Source organism: Phenylobacterium sp. CCH9-H3 (genome assembly GCF_001557235.1).
Classification (GTDB): domain Bacteria; phylum Pseudomonadota; class Alphaproteobacteria; order Caulobacterales; family Caulobacteraceae; genus Phenylobacterium.
Map to the genome: position 1 here is coordinate 1 of NZ_LSJI01000047.1, position 18,783 is coordinate 18,783.

At 68.7% G+C, this 18,783-nt stretch carries 19 protein-coding genes and 1 pseudogene; 11 read left to right on the forward strand and 9 right to left on the reverse strand.

From position 1 onward, the window contains the following. Positions 1-383 (reverse strand): annotated as a pseudogene (locus tag AX721_RS04070) (hypothetical protein); the annotation flags it as partial. 137 nt (positions 384-520) lie between these two features. Between AX721_RS04070 and AX721_RS04075 the strand changes: the two are divergent. Then, on the forward strand, positions 521-1,063 hold the full coding sequence (locus AX721_RS04075) for a DUF924 family protein (RefSeq protein ID WP_156466999.1): 543 nt from the start codon (positions 521-523) through the stop codon (positions 1,061-1,063). 6 nt (positions 1,064-1,069) lie between these two features. On the opposite strand, the gene AX721_RS04080 is transcribed toward AX721_RS04075, so the two are convergent. After that, positions 1,070-1,342, reverse strand: coding sequence for a hypothetical protein (locus AX721_RS04080; protein WP_068874754.1), 273 nt, complete (start codon positions 1,340-1,342; stop codon positions 1,070-1,072). A gap of 166 nt (positions 1,343-1,508) precedes the next feature. Between AX721_RS04080 and AX721_RS04085 the strand changes: the two genes are divergently transcribed. From AX721_RS04085 to AX721_RS04095, 3 genes are read left to right on the forward strand one after another with little or no spacing between them, the layout of a single operon-like run. Continuing rightward, the gene (locus AX721_RS04085) at positions 1,509-2,354 is read left to right on the forward strand and encodes a thymidylate synthase (protein WP_068874771.1); all 846 of its coding nucleotides are present in this window, start codon (positions 1,509-1,511) and stop codon (positions 2,352-2,354) included. Positions 2,355-2,356: 2 nt separating this feature from the next. Then, on the forward strand, positions 2,357-2,668 hold the full coding sequence (locus AX721_RS04090; RefSeq protein ID WP_068874755.1) for a phosphoribosyl-ATP pyrophosphohydrolase: 312 nt from the start codon (positions 2,357-2,359) through the stop codon (positions 2,666-2,668). 43 nt (positions 2,669-2,711) lie between these two features. After that, complete coding sequence (locus tag AX721_RS04095) at positions 2,712-3,230, forward strand: dihydrofolate reductase (RefSeq protein ID WP_068874756.1); 519 nt, start codon at positions 2,712-2,714, stop codon at positions 3,228-3,230. A 54-nt stretch (positions 3,231-3,284) separates the two neighbouring features. Here the strand turns inward: AX721_RS04095 and AX721_RS04100 are convergent, their stop codons facing one another. Continuing rightward, positions 3,285-5,726 (reverse strand): TonB-dependent receptor, encoded by a 2,442-nt coding sequence (locus AX721_RS04100; protein ID WP_068874757.1) that lies wholly within the window; start codon positions 5,724-5,726, stop codon positions 3,285-3,287. A gap of 333 nt (positions 5,727-6,059) precedes the next feature. Between AX721_RS04100 and AX721_RS04105 the strand changes: the two genes are divergently transcribed. After that, positions 6,060-6,971: an SMP-30/gluconolactonase/LRE family protein gene (locus tag AX721_RS04105; RefSeq protein WP_068874758.1), complete on the forward strand. Its 912-nt coding sequence runs from the start codon at positions 6,060-6,062 to the stop codon at positions 6,969-6,971. 153 nt (positions 6,972-7,124) lie between these two features. Here AX721_RS04105 and AX721_RS04110 read toward each other — a convergent pair whose 3' ends face one another. Beyond that, on the reverse strand, positions 7,125-8,225 hold the full coding sequence (locus AX721_RS04110) for an NADH:flavin oxidoreductase (RefSeq protein WP_068874759.1): 1,101 nt from the start codon (positions 8,223-8,225) through the stop codon (positions 7,125-7,127). Positions 8,226-8,301: 76 nt separating this feature from the next. Continuing rightward, a complete protein-coding gene (locus AX721_RS04115; protein WP_068874760.1) occupies positions 8,302-8,772 on the reverse strand; it encodes a GFA family protein in 471 nt (156 codons plus the stop codon). Positions 8,773-8,918: 146 nt separating this feature from the next. Here AX721_RS04115 and AX721_RS04120 point away from each other — a divergent pair, with 146 nt between their 5' ends. From AX721_RS04120 to AX721_RS04130, 3 genes are all read left to right on the forward strand, one after another. After that, entirely contained in the window at positions 8,919-10,196 is a 1,278-nt protein-coding gene (locus tag AX721_RS04120; protein WP_068874761.1) for a cytochrome P450, read from the forward strand. A gap of 127 nt (positions 10,197-10,323) precedes the next feature. After that, the gene (locus tag AX721_RS04125; protein WP_068874762.1) at positions 10,324-11,058 is read left to right on the forward strand and encodes an alpha/beta fold hydrolase; all 735 of its coding nucleotides are present in this window, start codon (positions 10,324-10,326) and stop codon (positions 11,056-11,058) included. Between the two features lie 108 nt (positions 11,059-11,166). Beyond that, entirely contained in the window at positions 11,167-11,562 is a 396-nt protein-coding gene (locus AX721_RS04130) for a CHRD domain-containing protein (protein ID WP_068874763.1), read from the forward strand. Between the two features lie 169 nt (positions 11,563-11,731). Here AX721_RS04130 and AX721_RS04135 read toward each other — a convergent pair whose 3' ends face one another. Then, positions 11,732-12,304 carry a surface-adhesin E family protein gene (locus tag AX721_RS04135; protein ID WP_068874764.1) on the reverse strand — a complete coding sequence of 191 codons (573 nt, stop codon included), beginning with the start codon at positions 12,302-12,304 and terminating at the stop codon, positions 11,732-11,734. A 199-nt stretch (positions 12,305-12,503) separates the two neighbouring features. On the opposite strand from AX721_RS04135, the gene AX721_RS04140 reads away from it, so the two are divergent. From AX721_RS04140 to AX721_RS04150, 3 genes are all read left to right on the forward strand, one after another. Beyond that, positions 12,504-14,954 carry a TonB-dependent receptor gene (locus tag AX721_RS04140; protein WP_068874765.1) on the forward strand — a complete coding sequence of 817 codons (2,451 nt, stop codon included), beginning with the start codon at positions 12,504-12,506 and terminating at the stop codon, positions 14,952-14,954. A 116-nt stretch (positions 14,955-15,070) separates the two neighbouring features. Continuing rightward, positions 15,071-15,313, forward strand: a complete 243-nt coding sequence (locus AX721_RS04145; protein ID WP_156467000.1) for a RodZ family helix-turn-helix domain-containing protein — start codon at positions 15,071-15,073, stop codon at positions 15,311-15,313. A 117-nt stretch (positions 15,314-15,430) separates the two neighbouring features. Further along, positions 15,431-15,799, forward strand: coding sequence for a DUF2200 domain-containing protein (locus AX721_RS04150; RefSeq protein ID WP_068874767.1), 369 nt, complete (start codon positions 15,431-15,433; stop codon positions 15,797-15,799). On the opposite strand, the gene AX721_RS04155 is transcribed toward AX721_RS04150, so the two are convergent. The 3 genes from AX721_RS04155 to AX721_RS27785 all read right to left on the reverse strand — a co-directional run. Beyond that, positions 15,796-16,557, reverse strand: a complete 762-nt coding sequence (locus AX721_RS04155; protein ID WP_197422456.1) for a S8 family serine peptidase — start codon at positions 16,555-16,557, stop codon at positions 15,796-15,798. The genes AX721_RS04150 and AX721_RS04155 overlap by 4 nt on opposite strands. After that, entirely contained in the window at positions 16,550-18,289 is a 1,740-nt protein-coding gene (locus tag AX721_RS04160) for an ABC transporter ATP-binding protein (protein WP_197422457.1), read from the reverse strand. Before AX721_RS04160 ends, AX721_RS04155 begins: the two co-directional genes overlap by 8 nt. Further along, positions 18,286-18,783: hypothetical protein (locus tag AX721_RS27785; protein WP_197422458.1), on the reverse strand; the 498-nt coding region annotated here is incomplete at its 5' end. The genes AX721_RS04160 and AX721_RS27785, both read right to left, overlap by 4 nt.

Sequence of the window (18,783 nt, forward strand, 5' to 3'; positions counted from 1 at the left end):
CGCCGGTCGCCGTCACCCCGCCGGTCGCCATCCCGGCGGCCGTCGCCGCGGCGGTCGTCGCCCCGCCGCTCGACGCCGGGCTGGCCGGATCGGCCGTCGCCGCGGAAGCGTGGCCGGTCCGCCTGGGGCGCCGTCTGGGCCCGAGGCGCTTGAGGCGCCTGCACGGCCTCCGGCGCGCGGACGCCGCGGCCGCCCCGCTCGGCGCCCCGGTCCGGGCGCGCGGCGCCCATGCGGTCGGGCTGCGCCTGGTCGCGCCGCTCCAGCCGCTCCTGCCGGCGCTCGCCCCGGTCTCCGCGGTCTCCCCGCTCGCCCCGCTCCTGCGCCATCGCGGGCGCCGCCTGGGCCATAAGCACGGCGGCCAGAGCCGCCATCGCCATCTTCATCGTGTTCGATCCAATCCTGGACCGCACAAGGCGGCCCGATAGTCCCTTGCATAGAAGGATCGGGCCGCCAGGCTGAACCAGGGTTGAACGGCGCCCCTGACCGCGCCAAGTCAGGGCTTCCGATGGAGGACCGCCTCTTGGCCGCAACGCCGAACGATATCCTGGGCTTCTGGAAGCACGCCGGCCCCAAGCAATGGTACGCCGCCAATCCCAGGTTCGACGATGCGATCCGGCTGAAGTTCGAACCCGTGCACCACGCCTCGGCCCGGGGCGAATACGACAAATGGGCCGAGACGCCCGACGGCGCCCTGGCGCTGCTGATCCTGCTCGACCAGTTTCCGCGCAATCTCTACCGCAAGTCGGCTCACGCCTTCGCCACCGACCCCAAGGCCCGCGCGATCGCCCGCGCGGCCACGGACAAGGGCTGGCACCTGCAGGTCGAGCCTGAGCTGCGGCAGTTCATGCTGCTGCCGTTCGAACACTCCGAGGATATCGCCGACCAGGACCTGGGCCTGGCGCTCGCCGGCGAACTGGACGACCCCGAAGTCACCAGGTGGATGATCATCCACCGCGACATCATCGTCCGCTTCGGGCGCTTCCCGCACCGCAATCCGATGCTGGGGCGCACGACCACGGCCGAGGAACAGCAGTTCCTCGACGATGGCGGCTTTGCGGGATGAAGCGGCCTAGTTGGGCTTGCCGGCCTCGACGTCGTCCTTGGCGCTCTCGGCGGCCTTGGTGACGCACACCTTGCGCGGCAGACGCGAGCCGCTGGGCGTGGCGTTGTAGCAGGTCCGCGAGGGGCCCTTCGCCTCGGATTTGGCGGACTTCTCAGGCTTCGCGGCCTGGGATTGGGCGGCCTGGGACTGCGCGGCCTCGGTCTGGGCGGCGGTTTCGCCGGCCTGGGTGGCCTCGGGCGCGGCGAACATCACCAGCGCGGCCAGGGCGGAAATAAGCATAGACGTTCCATCCTGCATAAAAACTGTAGGACGGCTCTTAACCGCCGTTAACACCTGGGCCAACCCGGGATTCGACGAACGGTCATGTGGGCGAAGTACGCTGCTTGTGGAGAAGGCGGCGGCTGACGCTGTTCGCCCGCCGCCGAATCACCCAGGCTCAATGCAGATGAACGCCCACGTCGCCATCGCCGCTCCGTACCAGGCCGCCCCGGACCATCCGGAGCGGCAGTACCTGGACCTGCTCGCCGACATCCTGGCGAACGGCGTACAGCGCGGCGACCGCACAGGCACCGGGACGCTCGGCGTGTTCGGCCGGCAGATGCGGTTCGACCTGGCGCGCGGCTTTCCCCTGCTGACCACCAAGAAGCTGCATCGCAAGTCGATCATCCTGGAGCTGCTCTGGTTCCTGCGCGGCGACACCAATGTGCGCTGGCTGCAGGAGCGCGGGGTCAGCATCTGGGACGAATGGGCCGACCCCGAGGGCGAGTTGGGGCCCGTCTACGGCAAACAGTGGCGCTCGTGGACCGCGCCGGACGGCCGCGTCATCGACCAGATCTCGAAGCTGGTCGAGGGCCTGAAGGCCAACCCCGACAGCCGCCGCCACATCGTCTCCGCCTGGAACCCGGCCGAGGTGGAGGACATGGCCCTGCCGCCCTGCCACTGCCTGTTCCAGTTCTTCGTCGCGAACGGCAAGCTGAGCTGCCAGCTCTATCAGCGCTCGGCCGACGTCTTCCTGGGCGTTCCCTTCAACATCGCCAGCTACGCGCTGCTGACCCTGATGGTCGCCAAGGTCTGCGGCCTGGAGCCGGGGGAGTTCGTCCACACCCTGGGCGATGCGCACCTCTACCTGAACCACCTGGACCAGGCCCGGCTGCAGCTCACGCGTGAGCCGATGCCCCTACCGGTCATGCATATCGCCGACCGGAGCGACCTGTTCGCCTTCGAGTACGACGACTTCAGGCTTGATGGGTACAGCGCCCACCCCTCGATCTCGGCCCCCATCGCGGTCTAGCCATGAAGCCGCCGCTGACGCTCAGGGAAGTCACCGAGTCCGCGGCGCAGATCTCCGACATCTACGCCGGCAAGTACGGCATCGCCCGCGACGACGACTGGTACCTCCTGAAGCTGCAGGAAGAACTGGGCGAACTGGCCCAGGCGCACCTGCGCCTCTCCAGCCGAGGCCGGGGCGAGGCCTGCGAACACGACCGCGCCGACGAGGCGGCCGACGTGCTGTGCATGCTGCTGCTCTATTGCCGCCGCTTCGGCATCGACCCCGACGCGGCCGTGCGCCGGAAGTGGTTGCAATGGCTGGAGCCGGCGGCCTGACACGCCATTGGTGGCGTCCCTCGGCGTGCGCTAGAGACACGCCATGTCCAACGTCATCCTCTCCGCCGGCCCCATCGCCCGCGCCCGCAACGGCGTCATCGGACGGGGCGGAACCCTGCCCTGGCGGCTGAAATCGGACCTGGCGATTTTCCGCGCCGTCACCATGGGCAAGCCGGTGATCATGGGCCGCAAGACGTGGGAGAGCCTGCCGCGGAAGCCGCTGGTCGGGCGCACCAACATCGTGCTGAGCCGCGACGGCTCGTTCGAGCCGGCCGGGGCCGTGGTCTGCGAAGACTTCAGCGAGGCTTTGTCCATCGCCAAGGAACAGGCCGAGGAAGACGGGGCGGCCGAAGTCTGCGTGATCGGCGGCGCCTCGCTGTTCGAGCTGGCGTTGCAGAAGGCCCGGCGGCTCTACCTCACCGAGGTCGACGCCGAAGTCGAGGGCGACGTGGTGCTGAGCCCGATCGACGAGAGCCGCTGGACGGAAGTGCGATCCGAACGGCACGAAGCCTCGGAGGTCGACGAATACCCCTTCACCGTGCGCGTTCTGGAGCGGCGCTGAGGAAAGAAGGCCCGGGACGGATACGCCCCGGGCCAGGGGGAGGAACCCCTTCGCTCAGTATGCGAAGGTCAGCGAAGCCCCATAGGTGCGGGGCTGCCCCGGGAAGCGGACCACGACGTTCGCGTTCGAACTGACAGCGGTCCAGTAATAGGTGTTGGTGAGGTTGCGGACCCACAGCTGGGCGCGCCAGCGGTCGTCCAGCCGGTGGACGCCGATGCTGGCGTTGACGAGGCCGTAGTCCTTGATCACGAACTTCGGATCGCCCTCGAGGTCGGCGTGGCTGTCGTCCTGCCAGCGGGCGTTGACCGCCACCTGCAGACCGAGGTCCGTGGAGAGGTCGCGGTTGTAGAGGCCCGTGATCGCCCCCGACCGCTTGGGGCTGTAGAGGAACGGCGCGCCGTCGAAGTCCTGGGGCTGGCCGGCCGCATTGATCCCCACATAGTCCTGCACCTCGGTGTGCAGCAGGGTGCCGGACGCGATCAGCGTGAATTCCGGCGAGACCCGCCAGGTCACCTCGCCGTCCACGCCATAGGCCTCGCCCTTGGGCACGTTCTGCAACCGCGACAGGGCGGTGTAGATCGGGTCGGCAAAATAGACGCTGAGCTGCTTGTCTTCGTAGTCGTAGTAGAAGGCGCTGACGTTCACCTGCATCCGGCGCTGGAAGAGGCCCGCCTTCACCCCCGCCTCGTAGGCGGTCAGCAGCTCCTGTTTGGCCGGAGCGTTCTGGGTGGAGATGTTGGCGGCGTTGATCGGCGTCGCGCCGGCCTTGGCCCCTCGCGAGACCGAGCCGAACAGCAGCACGTTCTCGACCGGCTTCCAGTCCAGGGCTACGCGCCAGGCGATGTTGTTCTCGTCCAGCTTCGAAGCGACCGGCCCGAAGGTCAGGCTGGCGGGGTCGAAGGTGACGCACTGGCCCTGGGGGATCTGGCCGACGATGGCGCCGTAGGTCTGGAAGAACAGCGCCCGGTTTACGACGTTCACGTTCGGCAGCATGCTGCCCTGGAAGTCGCGCGAGCAGCCGACGTAGTCCTGCTTGTCCTCGGTGTAGCGGATGCCGCCGGTGATCTTCAGGCTCTCGGTGATCTCATAGTCGGCGTTGGCGAACAGGCTCCAGGTCTTGGTCTCGATGTCGCCCCGGTCGACATAGGTGCGGAACGCCTGGGACATCTGGGCCGCCGTATAGCCGCCGCTGTTGAACGGCGTGCCGAGCAGGCCGGAGCCGGCGAACCGGATCAGGCCGACGTTGGCGTTCTGGCCCAGCAGGGTGCGGTTGGCGTCGATGATCTCGTCGCGCGCCATGTAGCCGCCCACCAGCCAGTTCGCCCGGTCGGTGGAGCCCTCGATGCGCAGTTCCTGCGACAGGGACTCGATGTCACCGCGGGCGTTCTGCAGCAGGATCTCGTAGGGAGCGCCGCTCCAGTCGAACAGCGCGCGCCGCTTCAGGTCCTGAAAGCCGGTCAGCGACACGATCCGCATGTCGTCGTTGAGGTCGTAGGCGATGCGAAGCTTCAGCGCCGTGAAGTCGTTGTCCTCGCGCAGCGGGCCGGCGAGGCCCGCGCCGATGCCGATGTCGGCGCCGCGGGCGGCGCGCGGCGCCCAATCGGCCTGGCTGGCCCTCGTCGGCTGGTTGGCGGCGATGTAGGCCGAGAGGCCGGGCGCCAGGAAGGGGCTGTTGGCGGTGGCGGGCGTGAAGCCGATGCCCTGGGCGGCCACCGTGTCGGACTGGTTCTTCCAATAGCTGACCGAGGCGTCCACCGTGAGGCGGTCGTTCGGGGTGAAGGCCAGCGCGCCGCGCACGCCCCACCGATCGACCTCGCCCTGCCTCTCGCCGCGGGAGTTCGAGACCTGCCAGCCCTTGTCGCTGTTCTCCATACGGAAGGCGAAACGGCCGACCAGGTTCGGCGCGATCTGGCCGTTGACGAAGCCGTCGAGGTTGTAGGTCTTGTAGTTGCCGGCCTCGGCGGTGATCTGGGCGGCGAACTCGTCGGTGGGCTTGTTGGTGACGAAGTTCACGAGGCCGGCGGTGGTGTTGCGCCCGTACAGCGTGCCTTGCGGACCTTTCAGCACCTCCACCCGTTCCAGGTCGAAGATCGGCCCGGTCATCATGAAGGGATAGGCGTAGGCGACCTCGTCCACGTAGGTGCCGACGGTCGAGGTTGCCGACAGGTTGATCGTGTTGAAGCCGATCCCCCGCAGCGTATAGGTCGGCACGCCCTGATAGCTCTGCGAGACGGTGAAGCTGGGGGCGAAGGCCGAGAGGTCCTTGGTGTCGGTGACGTGGAGCTGCTCCAGCACCTCGCCGCGGACGGCCTGGATGCCCATGGCCACGTCGTTGGCGCTTTCCTCGCGACGTTGGGCGGTCACCACGATCGCATCGACCAAGGCCGGTTCGGCGGGCGGCGGTGGGGTCTGGGCCCAGGCGGCGGACCCTCCCAGAAGAGCGAGAGCGGACGCGCCCAGCACGAGGCGACCGCGGCGACGGTGGGTATCTAACATCATGACCTCCCCGGGCCGCTGCCAGCGTGGGCGCACGACCTCATGTTGCGGACAGGAGTCCGCAAGCTCTTGTTACGCAGCGGCGCAGGTCGCACCGGCTGATCTCGGGATAGGTGCAGTCGCTCGCAGCGCCCGACAAGCTATCGGAACTGACAGGGTGAAGTATTCGAACGGCCGTTTGTGTCGGATATCACACGACGCTTGACCCGACGTCATGACGAGTATTTCGCCGCGCGCAGGCGATGACGTAACGTCAGAACCCCTCAAGCCCCTTCCCTCCCCCCGCGGCGGGGACGCTATAGTTGGCGCAAAGACGCGAGGGAGGAGACGGCCATGGACATGGAACTGATCTGCGAGGGGCTGGAGTTCCCGGAGGGGCCCATCGCTATGGCCGACGGCTCGGTCATCCTCACCGAGATCAAGGCGCGGCGGCTCACCCGGGTGAAGCCGGACGGGAGCAAGGAACTGGTTGTCGAGACCGGCGGCGGGCCGAACGGCGCGGCCATCGGCCCCGACGGCGCCATCTGGATCACCAACAACGGCGGCAGCTTCGAGTGGCTGGACCAGGGCGGCCTGACCATTCCCGGCCCGACGCCCGCCTCCCACACCGGCGGCTACATCCAGCGCTTCGACCTGAAGAGCGGCAAGCTGGAGACCGTCTACGACAGTTGTGGCGGCAAGCGGCTGGTGGGTCCCAACGACATCGTCTTCGACCGGCAAGGCGGCTTCTGGTTCTCCGATCACGGCTGCTCGACGCCGGACGGGCGAAAGAACGGTGCGGTCCACTATGCGAAGACGGACGGCAGCCACATCAGCCAGCAGCGGGGCCACCTCATCTCGCCCAACGGCATCGGCCTCTCGCCCGACGAGAAGACCGTCTATGTGGCCGACACCATGCTGGGCCGCCTCTGGGGCTTCGACGTGGCGGAGCCGGGCGTGCTGGGCCCGCCGGACGGGTTCGCGCCGGGGCGGGTGATCTGCAACCTGCCGGGCTATCAGCTGCTGGACAGCTTGGCCGTGGAGGCGGGCGGCAAGGTCTGCGTGGCCACCATCATCAACGGCGGGATCACCACCTTCGACCCAGGCGGGACCACCGAGCACTATCCGGTCCCCGACCTGGTGGTGACCAACATCTGTTTCGGCGGCCCCGACATGACCACCGCCTGGATCACCGCCTCGTCCACGGGCAAGCTCTACCGCGCGAAGTGGCCCCGCCCGGGGCTGAAGCTGAACTTCAACGGCTAGCGACAGCTCCTCCCCCGTCCCGAAGAGGACGGGGGAGGTGTCGGCAAAGCCAGCGGAGGGGGCGCGAAGCGGCAAGCTCTGAGCTCCCGGCCTAGCGCCCCCTCCACCACTTCGTGGTCCCCCTCCCCCGCCTTGCGGGGGAGGAGCGATCAACTAGTACAGCTTCGCCATCGCCGAGCGGTCGAACGGCGAGAGGTCGTGGTGGCGGCCTTCGCGGATCTTCACCACCCACTCGGGGTCCTGCAGCAGGGCGCGGCCGACGGCGACGAGATCAAAGTCGCCGCGGTCCAGCATGCGCTCCAGGGCCTCAAGCGAGGCGGGCTCCGAGCGCTCGCCGGCGAAGCCCGCGATGAACTCGCCGGAGAGGCCGACGCTGCCGACGCTGATGGTGGGCACGCCGGTGACCTTCTTGGCCCAGCCGGCGAAGTTGAGATCGCTGCCCTCGAACTCCGGCTCCCAGAACCGGCGCTGCGAGCAGTGGATGATGTCGGCGCCGGCCTCGACCAGGGCGCCCAGCCAGGCTTCCAGGGCCTTGGGGTCCTGGGCCAGCTTCACCTCGTAGTCCTGCTGCTTCCACTGGCTGACGCGGATGATCACCGGATAGTCCGGCCCCACCACGCGGCGGACGGCGCGCAGGATGTCGGCGGCGAAGCGGGCGCGGCCCGGCAGGTCCTTCGACCCGTAGGCGTCCTCACGGACGTTCGTGCCCTCCCAGAAGAACTGGTCGATCAGGTAGCCGTGGGCGCCGTGCAGCTCGATGGCGTCGAAGCCCAGGCGCTTGGCGGCGGCGGCCGCGTCGGCGAAGGCGCGGATGGCGTCGGCCACCTCGGCGTCGGTCATCGCCTCGCCGAACTTCTTCTCGGGGCGCGACAGGCCCGAGGGGCTGTCGTACGGGCCGGGCGGGGTCCAGTCCTCGCTGCGGGTCTTCACCGCGCCCACGTGCCAGAGCTGCGGGGCGATCAGGCCGCCGCCCTTGTGCACTTCGTCGGCCACGCGGCCCCAGGCGGCCAGCTCCTTGTCGCCGTGGAAGCGCGGGACGTTGGGGTCGTTCAGCGAGGCCGGGCGATCGACGCCCGTCCCCTCGGTCACGATCAGGCCGACCTGGTTCTCGGCTCGGCGGCGGTAGTAGGCCGCCACCTCGTCCGTCGCCACGCCGCCCGGCGAGAACGAGCGGGTCATCGGCGCCATGACGATGCGGTTGGGCAGCGTCAGGCCCTTGAAGGTAAAGGGCGCGAACAGGACGTCGGAAGCCATGGGATCTCCGCAGAGTTTCAAACGCCTGTTTAGCCCAGCTGCGCCGCTTCGCCAGACAGAAAACCTGATCGGCCCGTCAGCAATCGCCCAGCAGCGCCCGACGCCGGGCCAGGCTCTCCGCCGGCCACTGTGTGGCCATGTCGTAATAGATCTCGAAGGCGGGCGTGTCCGGCGGCAGGCTCACCCAGGGCAGCTTGCTGCGGGTGAAGATGTGCACGTCGGGGCTTAGGGCCGCGCGGTCGTCCAGGGTGGTGGCCCGCAGGAAGCTCATGACCTTGCGGTCGCCATAGTCCGACCAGATCGTCGTGCCGCACGCCGTGCAGCGATAGTGCAGGTGCGGCCGGCCGCTGTCGGTGGGCATGGCGATCGGCGCGAGGTCGCCCGAGAGCACCTCGATCCGGTCGGTCTCGATGAGCGCGTTGATGACGAAAGCGCTGCCCACCTGCCGCTGGCAGTCGCTGCAATGGCAGCAGTGGACGAACATCGGGCCGGACTTCAGCCGGTACCGCACCGCCCCGCACGCGCAGCCGCCCTCGAGTTTGCTCATCCCTCGATCTCCTGAATTTCGCGCCACACCTTTCAGCCCTGAAAAGTTGACGCTAGCGTCATCTTTCTTGACTCGCTCGCCCGGCGGTATCATCGTTCGGGCTGAACCAATGCGGGCGCTGCAGACCCGCCGCCAGGAGGTAACCCATGGACGACGCCTCGATCGATGTGAAGCGCGCGGCGCGCGACGCGGCCTATGCGATGCCGCTGGAACAGATCAACGTCGCCGACCCGGAGCTCTTCCGGACCGACACCATGTGGCCTTACTTCGAGCGCCTGCGGAAGGAAGATCCGGTCCACTGGGCGGAGTCCGGCTTCGAGGACGTCGGCGGCTACTGGTCGGTGACCAAGTACAACGACATCATGGCGGTCGACACCGACCACGGGCGCTTTTCGTCGGAACCGACGATCGTGCTGCCCGACCCGGCGGAAGACTTCACCCTGCCGATGTTCATCGCCATGGACCAGCCGAAGCACGACGTGCAGCGGAAGACCGTGAGCCCGATCGTCTCGCCGGCGAACCTGGCCCGGCTGGAGCCGATCATCCGCGAGCGGGCTGGCGCCATCCTCGACGGGCTGCCGATCGGCGAGGAGTTCAACTGGGTGGACAAGGTGTCCATCGAGCTGACCACCATGACGCTGGCGACCCTGTTCGATTTCCCCTGGGAAGACCGCCGGAAGCTGACCCGCTGGTCCGACGTGGCCACCGCGGCCCCGGACAGCGGCCTGTTCAGCTCCACCGATCCCGAGATCGCCGAACAGGAGCGCCGCCAGGAGCTGTTCGAGTGCGTGGACTACTTCATGCGGCTCTGGAACGAGCGGGTGAACGCCCCGCCGCAGCCCGACCTGATCTCGATGCTGGCCCACGGCGAGTCCACGCGGAACATGGACCGCATGGAATACCTCGGGAACCTGATCCTGCTCATCGTCGGCGGCAACGACACCACCCGCAACTCGATCTCCGGCTCGGTCCTGGCCCTCAGCCAGAATCCCGACCAGGAAAAGCTGCTGCGGTCGGACCACAGCCTGATCCCGGCGATGGTCTCCGAGACCATCCGCTGGCAGACCCCGCTGGCCTACATGCGCCGCACGGCGCTGGAGGACGTGGAGCTGGGCGGCAAGACCATCAAGAAAGGCGACAAGGTCGCCATGTGGTACGTCTCCGGCAATCGCGACGAAGAGGTTATCGAGCGGCCCAACGACTACTGGATCCAGCGGCCACGCGTGCGCCAGCACCTGTCGTTCGGCTTCGGCATCCACCGCTGCGTGGGCAACCGCCTGGCCGAGCTCCAGCTCAAGATCATCTGGGAAGAGATCCTCGCTCGCTTCCCCCGGATCGACGTGGTGGGCCCGCCCAAGCGGGTCTATTCGTCCTTCGTGAAGGGCTACGAGGACCTGCCGGTCATCATCCCGACCCGGAACTGAAGCCGGTCGGCTTTGAACATCGGAAACGCAAAACGGGCGCCCGTGGAGTCCTGATCCGCGGGCGCCCGGATTCGTTCGAACGGCCCGCGCCTTGCTCTGAGCCGCCGGCGCAGGTTTGTTGGAGCTCATGGAAAGCCGGTTCGAAGTCGAGACGTCGCTTGGCCAGGTGTGGTTCTGGGGACGCGACACGGGCCGCCCGATCCTGCTGGTGATCAGTGGAGCGTTCGCCGGGCCGGACTTCTTCTGGAAGATCCAGACAGCCTTCCCCGGCGCCGACGTGCTTCGGACCCATCTGCCGGGCAACCACTGTCCGGCGCTGTCGGAGATCTCGATCGCGGCCTTCGTCCAGGCGATGGACGAGGCCCTCGCGGCGCGCTGGCGCCATCGCCCGCTGATGGCTTTCGGAGCGTCCGTGGGCGGCATCGTCGCGCTGGGCCTGCGTCACCCAGGGGTGCGCCGGGTGGTCGCCATCGAGCCGCCGCTGCTGACGGACGGCGTCTGGCCGTTGCTGCAGTTCCGAAGCGAGACGCCCCCCGGCGGGGAAGCGTTCGTGTGGAACATCTTCGGCATCGGCGCGGATACGGCGGAGACACGCGACCACACCTGGGTGCTGGACGGTCTCCCGGCGCCGTCCCTCGCCGTCGTGGGCGGCGTTCCCCTGAATCCGCCGAGACCGGTCCAAGGGATGCCGAGCCTCATCAGCGACGCGACGCTCGCCCGCCTGGCCGACCATCCCCTGATGACCGTCGAGACCATCGCCGCAGCGGGGCACAACGTGGCCCGCGACGCCAACGGGCCCCTGCACCGCCTGGTGGGCGGGTGGTGGAACGCGGCGTTCCCCGAGGCCGCCATCGCCCTCTAGCGGAGGTCTGCCTCCGCCACGCCTCACCTCGCCGCCGCGAGCGGTTGACGCCCTCACGCTCCCGGTCTCTCTTCCCCCGGTCAAGCGGGGGCTTGGGAGGAAAGACCAATGATCCGAACCAGCTTTGCCGTCTTCGCCATCGTGGGGGCGCTGGCCGCCGAGAGCCTGTCGGCGCACCTGGGCGGGGCGGGATCGCCCGATACCGATGGGGGCGGGCACGCCACGTTCAAGGTCGATACGGCCAAGAACGAGGTCTGCTACGAGGTCATGGTCGAGAAGATCGGCGCGGCCACGGCGGCGCACGTCCACAAGGGTGCGGCCGGAGCCTCGGGGCCGCCCGTCGTGCCGATGAAGGCGCCGGATGCCGCGGGCAAGAGCTCAGGCTGCGCCACGGCGGACGCGGCGGCGGTGAAGGATATCCTGGCCGACCCGGCGGGCTACTACGTCAACGTCCACAACGCCGAATTCCCAGGCGGGGCGATCCGCGGACAGCTCTCCAAATAGCGGTTGGGGACGGGTTCGGGCGGCCGGCGCTCAAGGTTCAACACAAAGACCACGAAGGTCGCGAAGGGCACGAAGCCGCGGCTACAGCACGGCCTCTTCGCGGTCTTCGTGCTCTTAGCGGCCTTCGTATTGAAACGAGTTGCGCTGTCGCGCTGGCCGGCGGTTCGGTTCAGCGCTTGGGCGCGAGCTTGGCGGCTGGCGCCGCGCCCTTGGCTGGTGGGGCGGTCGCGGGGGTGATGGGGGCGAAGGGCTCGGGGGGCGGATCCCACGAGCCCATGAGGTTGATGACCACCTTGGCGACGCTGTCGGCGGAGACCACCGAGCCGCCGCCCACGCCTTCGCACACTACGCGGAAGGCGGAATAGGTGTCGGAAGCCTCGTTCGCGGGGCCCCATTCCGGCCGCGGATTGACCTTGCTGACCAAGAGGCCGCCCGAGCGCGAGAAGGCCGAGAATTCGCGCCAGCGGGTGCGCTGGGCGTCGCAGTCGTATTCGGTCAGGGTGCGGACATAGCCCGGCGTGGGCGGGTTGCCGCTGAGGATGTTGCGCTGGACGCGCACGGCCCAAGCCTTCCGCACGGGAGAGCCGGGCGTGGTCTCGATGCCGCTGGCGTCCATGACCGTCCAGGCGTCGGGGCCGGACTGGGTGATGTAGAAGATCTTCGCCTGGGCCGAAGCCGACGCGAGCAGGGTCGCGGCCACGGCGGCGGCGAAAATGCGAAGGCGGATCAGCGGCTTTCCCACGACGCCTGTAGCTATAACGTGCGGATTAAGAGAGGCCTACAGCCTTCCACCCGCCGGTTCCGCCTGTGGCGCAGGCGCCGCAGGTGCGAGATATCGCCGTTGTGCGTTGCAGCTTTGGCTTTCAATGCAGGTTGTCCTTCCGGTTCAGTGCCTGCGTCGAGCGCTCTCGAAGAAGCGCCATTGGGAAGGAACAAAGCGTATGAAGATCGCCCTGCTCTGCAGCGTCAGCACCCTTGTGGCCGGAACCCTTGTGCTGGGGGCGCCGAGCATCGCCCTGGCCCAGGACCAGGCCGACCAGGGGCCCACCATCGAAGAGATCGTGGTCACCGCCCAGATGCGGGAGCAGAGCCTGCAGGACGTGCCCGTGGTGGTCACCTCGGTGAACGCCCAGCAGCTACAGGACGCTGGCGTGCGCGACATCAAGGACCTGACGATCGTGGCCCCGGGCCTGACCGTCACCTCCACCAGCAGTTCGGCCGTCACCACCGCCCGCATCCGCGGCATCGGCACGGTGGGTGACAACCCCGGCCTGGAATCGTCGGTGGGCGTGGTGATCGACGGCGTCTATCGCCCGCGCAACGGCGTGGCGTTCAGCGACCTCGGCGAGACCCAGCGGATCGAAGTTCTGAAGGGCCCGCAGGGCACGCTGTTCGGCAAGAACACCACCGCCGGCGTCATCAACATCATCACCGCCAAGCCCTCGTTCAACGTCTCGGCGACGTCGGAGGTGCAGATCACCAACTACGACGGGTTCGGCGCGTCGGGCTCGCTCAACGGGCCACTGATCGACGACCTGCTGGCCGCGCGGGTCTACGTCGCCGCCCGTGAGCGCGACGGCTATTACAAGACGGTCGGGCCGGACAACAACGACCAGGACTTCTACACCGGCCGAGCCCAGTTCCTGCTGACGCCGTCCGAGAACTTCGATCTGAACGTGTCGGTGGACTACACCAAGCGCGACGAGCGCTGCTGCGGCGCGGTGCAGATCCAGAACGGGGCGACCCAGGCGATCATCCAGGCGCTCGCCCCCGGCGGGCTGGCCAACCCGCCGGACCCGGGCGAGTTCCGCGACTACAGCAACCGCAGCTTCCTGAAGACCGTCGTCGACACCGGCTGGGCGGCGGAGGCCAACTGGAACACGCCGTGGCTGGGCGGCGCCAAGCTGACCGCCATCACCGCCCTGCGCCACTGGAAGCAGACCGGCGGCGGCGACGTGGACTGGACGGCGGCGGACATTCTCTATTCCCCGACGCTGAAGCAGAGCTCCAACCCCGCATCCAGCAAGTTCCAGACCTTCAGCCAGGAGGTTCGCCTGGCGGGCGCCACCGACCGGCTGAACTGGCTGATCGGCGCCTTCTACACCCGCGAGGACCTCGACCTCCACGTGCGGACCGTGACCTACGGGACCCAGTACGAGCAGTACGTGAGCGCCCTGTTCGGCGGCCAGCTTCCGCTGTTCACCGGCCGCCCGGCGACGGGCCAGACCTTCGTGGCGGGCCACGGCCAGGACGACCTCTACAACCAGCGGGAAGAGGGCTTTTCGCTCTTCACCAACAACAGCTTCCAGGTCACCGAGGCGCTCGAGCTGACCATGGGCCTGCGCTACACCTGGGAAGACAAGGACCTCAAGACCTTCTGGAGCAACACGGACGGCGGGATCGGCTGCGCCACCGCGCTCGCTCGCGCGGCGGCGATCGGTGGCCCGGTGCCGGCGACGGGGTCGCTGATCCGCGCCGGCGGACTGCTTGGGTCAGGCCCCTACCAGGTTCTGTGCGCAGCCTCGAACAGCCCGCGCTTCGGCCAGATCCGCAACAACGACCAGTCGCTGAGCGAGAAGAAGCTCACCGGGACGGCGAAGATCGCCTACCGCTTCTCGCCCGAGGTGATGACCTATGCGTCCTACGCCCGGGGCTACAAGGCCGGCGGCTTCAACCTGGACCGCATCGCCACCACCAACCAGACAGTGGCGGGCCAGCCGACCGAGCCGGTGCTCGACACCAGCTTCGCCCCGGAGACGGTCGACTCCTACGAGCTCGGCTTCAAGAACACGCTGTTCGACCGCAGCCTGCTGCTGAACGCCACGGTGTTCTACCAGAAGTACAAGGACTTCCAGCTCAACGCCTTCAACGGCCTGGTCTTCTCGGTGGCCTCGGTGCCGAAGGTGGTCTCCAAGGGCGTCGACCTGGACTTCATCTGGGCCTCGCCCATCGAGGGCCTGAAGTTCAACGGCGGCGTGACCTATGCCGAGACCTACTATCCGAAGAGCAACCCGCTGTTCCTGGGCGCCAACCTGCCGGGATCGCGGCTGTCTCTGGCGCCGCTGTGGTCCGGTTCGCTGGGGGTGACCTATGAGCGGGCCATCAACGACGACCTGATCGGCCGTATCGCGGTCAACTCCAAGAGCGTCTCCAGCTACAACACCGGCTCGGACCTCGATCCGGTGAAGAACCAACCGGGCTTCACCCTGGTGAACGCCCGGGTCGGGCTGACCTCCGCCGACAAGCGCTGGGCGGTGGAAGCCTTCGCCCAGAACCTGTTCGACGACGTCTACTATCAGGTGGGCTTCAACGCGGTCCTGCAGTCGGGGTCGTACGACGCGTTCCTGGGCCAGCCGCGCACCTACGGTGTGGCCCTGCGCTACAGCTACTGAGCCAGAGCCCGCGCCCCGGTCTGGGGCGCGGGCTTTCCTCTGAGCAGGGTCCTGCCCCCTGGACACGCGCCGAGTTTGCTGTGATCTCCCCTCGTGGGAGAGCGCAGGAGTTGGGCGTGATCGAGACCGGAGAGCACCTTCGCCAGGCGCGCCTAGCCATGGGCTGGAGCGCGGCGGACCTGGCCCGCGCGCTGCGCTTCGCGGCCAATCACGGCGAGAGCCGGATCCTGGAGATGGAAGCCGGCAAGCGGCAGATCTCCGGGCCGGTCACGGTGGCCGTGGAGGCTTTGCTGCGCGGCTTCGTGCCCGACGGCTTCGTGCCCCCCGCCGACCCGGCCGCACCTCGCGCGCGCCGCTGAGCTGCGGACCGCTCGCGGAAGGAGGCGACGGGCCCAGGCCGCGAGACGCGAGCCACTGCGTCGGCGGGCGGAAGCTGGTAAGTCTGGCCGGCGCGCAGCACCCACGGGCCCCGGATCGTGCAGAACTCCCACCGAATCTACAAAGCCAGCTTCGCGAGCGTCTATCCGCACTACGTCGCCAAGGCGGAGCGCAAGGGGCGCACCAAGGCCGAGGTCGACGAGATCATCCGCTGGCTGACCGGCTACAACGCCGAAGCGCTCGATGCGCAGCTCGCCGCAAAGACGGATTTCGAGACCTTCTTCGCCGAGGCGCCGCGGCTGCACCCGGCGCGGGCCGAGATAAGGGGCGTCGTCTGCGGCGTCCGCGTCGAGGACGTCGCCGACCCCCTGATGCGCGAGATCCGCTACCTGGACAAACTCATCGACGAGTTGGCCAAGGGAAAGGCCATGCAGAAGATCCTGCGCGGACAAGGGGTTCAGACCTAGCCAGCGCCCGCCACATCGCACGACAAGGGCTCACGCAGGATATCGCGCACGCGCTGGACCGCCTCGGGGCCCGTGAGGTCCGAAGGCCGGGCCTCGCACGCCCTGGCGACGAACCCGCTGACCTGGGCGACGGCGAAGCTCACCCCATAGAGGTTCCGGCGCGCCGGGACGCCCGGGATCGGTCGCGGATAGCCCGACGCCCGCAAGACCACGGCGTCACCGCTCCGCAGGACGCCGTAGCCCGTCCGTGGGCAATCCCAGTCCACGTCGACGCCGACGACCTGTGCAAGGCTGCCCGGATAGCAGGGCGCGTCATTGGCCCGGTGGGCGGCGACGATGACGACGCCCGCCGCGACGGCCTCGTCCGCGACCGCCGCGAAGGCGTCGCTGTGGGCCGCGTTGACCGAGCCCAGGCTGAGGTTGATGACCTGAACCTCCCGCGCGACAGCCCATCTGATCGCGCCGATGAGCGCCGCGGCGCTGGTCTTCAGCGCATCGCGAAACACCCGCACCGGGATGCAGAGAGCGTCCGGCGCCTTCTCCTGGATGGCCGCGGTCACCGCCGTGCCGTGGCCCAGCCGGTCGAGCCAGACGTCCTCGCCCTCGACGACGGCGCCGTCGGGCAGGACCATGGCGCCGGCGCCGAGCCGATCGGCTGCGATGTGGTCGTGAGTTGGGTGCACGCCGCTGTCGATCACCGCGATCGCGACGTTGCGGCCGGTCAGACCCGCCAGGGGCGCGAGCGCGAACTCATCCACAGGCGACCGCCTGCGCAGGCCGCACGGTCGCGCGGCCGCCGTCCAGGGTGATGACGACGTCGGCCATCTGGGCCAGCGCCGGCTTGTGGGTGATCACGACGATGGTGGCGTCGGGAAGGGCCCGACGCAGGCCTTGGGTCACCAGCTGCTCGGTTTCCCCGTCCAACGCGGAGGTCGGCTCGTCGAGGATGATCAGGCTGGGCCTGCGCAGGAGCGCCCGGGCCAGCGCCACCCGCTGGCGCTCGCCCGCCGACAAGGCCAGACCGCGCTCGCCGGTCCGCGTGGCCATCCCTTCCGGCAGCCGCGCCAGCAGGTCGGCTAGGCCGGCCTGGCTGGCCGCCGCCTCGATCTGCTCCGCGCTCGCCCCCGGCAAGGCGAAGGCGATGTTGGCGGCGACGGTGTCGTTGAAGAGGTAAGGCGACTGGTCGACCAGCATGACCTCGCGGCGCAGGTCGGCTAGCCTGAAGTCGCGGATGTCGCGACCGTCCACAAGTATGCGGCCGGCCTCGGGCTCGAGGTAGCGGACCATGAGGTCGGCCAGAGTGGATTTGCCCACCCCGCTAGGGCCCAGGACGGCGCAGAAGCTGCCCTGGGGAATGTCCAGATCGACGTCGACCAGCACCTGATGGCGGTCGTAGCGCATGGAGACGCCTTCGAAGCGGACCCCTCGCCGCACACGGTCGAGGGCGGCGGCGTCCGGCTTTTCGGTCACCTCGGGCGGCGTGTCGAACAGCTCGAAGATCCGCGCCAGGGACACCCGCGCCGAGGCCAAACCCGACGTCAGGCCCATCAGGGTCTGGATCGGGGCGAAGAGCCGGCCCTGGTAGGTCATGAAGGCCACCAGCGTGCCGATGGTCATGCGCCCGTCGATGATCATCGCGCCGCCATAGAGGATCACCGCCGACGTCGACGCCGTCAGCAGCGCGCCGGGCAACGCGCCGGCCATGAACGAGGCGATCTGCATGCGCAGCATCGCCCGCACGAAGGCGTTGTTGCTCCGCTCGAAACGTCGCACCTCGTGCTCGCCGGCGCCCAGGGACGCGACGACCCGCATGCCCATCACGGTGTCGACGAGGAAGCTGCCTAGGTCGGCGCCGCGCTCGCGCATCTCGCGGGTGATGAGCGTCAGCTTCTGCTGGTAGTGCAGGAAGATCAGTACGCAGGCGGGGATGAGCACCACGCCGACCAGGAACAGCCGCCAGTCGAGCCAGACCATCAGCGCGATGCTGCCGACCAGCATCAGGACATTGCTGAGCACCGAAAGCAGCGTATCGGCGGTCACGCGCTGGACGTCGCTGACGTCGCTGTTCAGGCGCGACATGAGGTCGCCGAGCCGGAAGCCGCCGTAGAAGCGCGGCGACAGCGTCTGCAGATGCCGCAGGAGCGCGGCGCGGATGTCGAACAGCATCGCCGCCGACGCCGACACGTAGCGGTAGCTGGCCAAGATGTTGACCGCGTAGCCCACGACGCTGAGCGCGACCATCAGCAGGGCGATCTCGATCAGCGCGTCCATGTCGCGGCGCAGCAGCGCCTTGTCGATCAGGAGCTTGGACAGATACGGCTGCGCCAGGCTGAGCGCGGTGCCGAGCAAGCTGATGACGAGCACGAACACCAGCGGCCGCAGATAAGGCCGCAGGAAGGGCAATAGCCGGCCATAGGTCCGCCAGCTCGCCACGGACGGGGGGGCCGCCGGTGCGCCTGGCGTGGGCGGCATGGGCGATTGCGCGTTCAAGCGGCGGCCTCCCGCGCCACCAGGCGGAAGTCGTGCAGTTCGAAGCGCGGCTCAGGCGTCCGCGCCAGGCGCGCCGTGCACCAGTCGAACCCTTCGGCGAGGCCCGTCAACTGCGCCCGCCACCAGGCGCCGTCGCCGCCGCTCGCATAGAACTGCGCGCAGAGCCGCAGGTGCCGGCGTATGGCGGCCACCATCATCGACTCGAAGTGGACGCGCAGCGCGACGGGGTCGCCGCCCTCGCCGATCGCGCCGATGACGGCGCTGGCGAGGATAGCCTCCCGCACGGACTGGGCCGTGCCGTCGCCGCAGATCGGGTCGAAGGCGATCGCCGCCGAACCGCAGGCCAGCCAGTCCGGGCCCTGCAGGCTGGTGAGCATCCGCGGGCTGGTCTCGAAGCCGGCCGAGATCCTGCCAACGCCCTCGATACGCGGCGCGACGCGCCGGCTCCGGCACGAGGCGGACCTGGGCGGCCACTGCGGTGCGCGAGCCGAAGC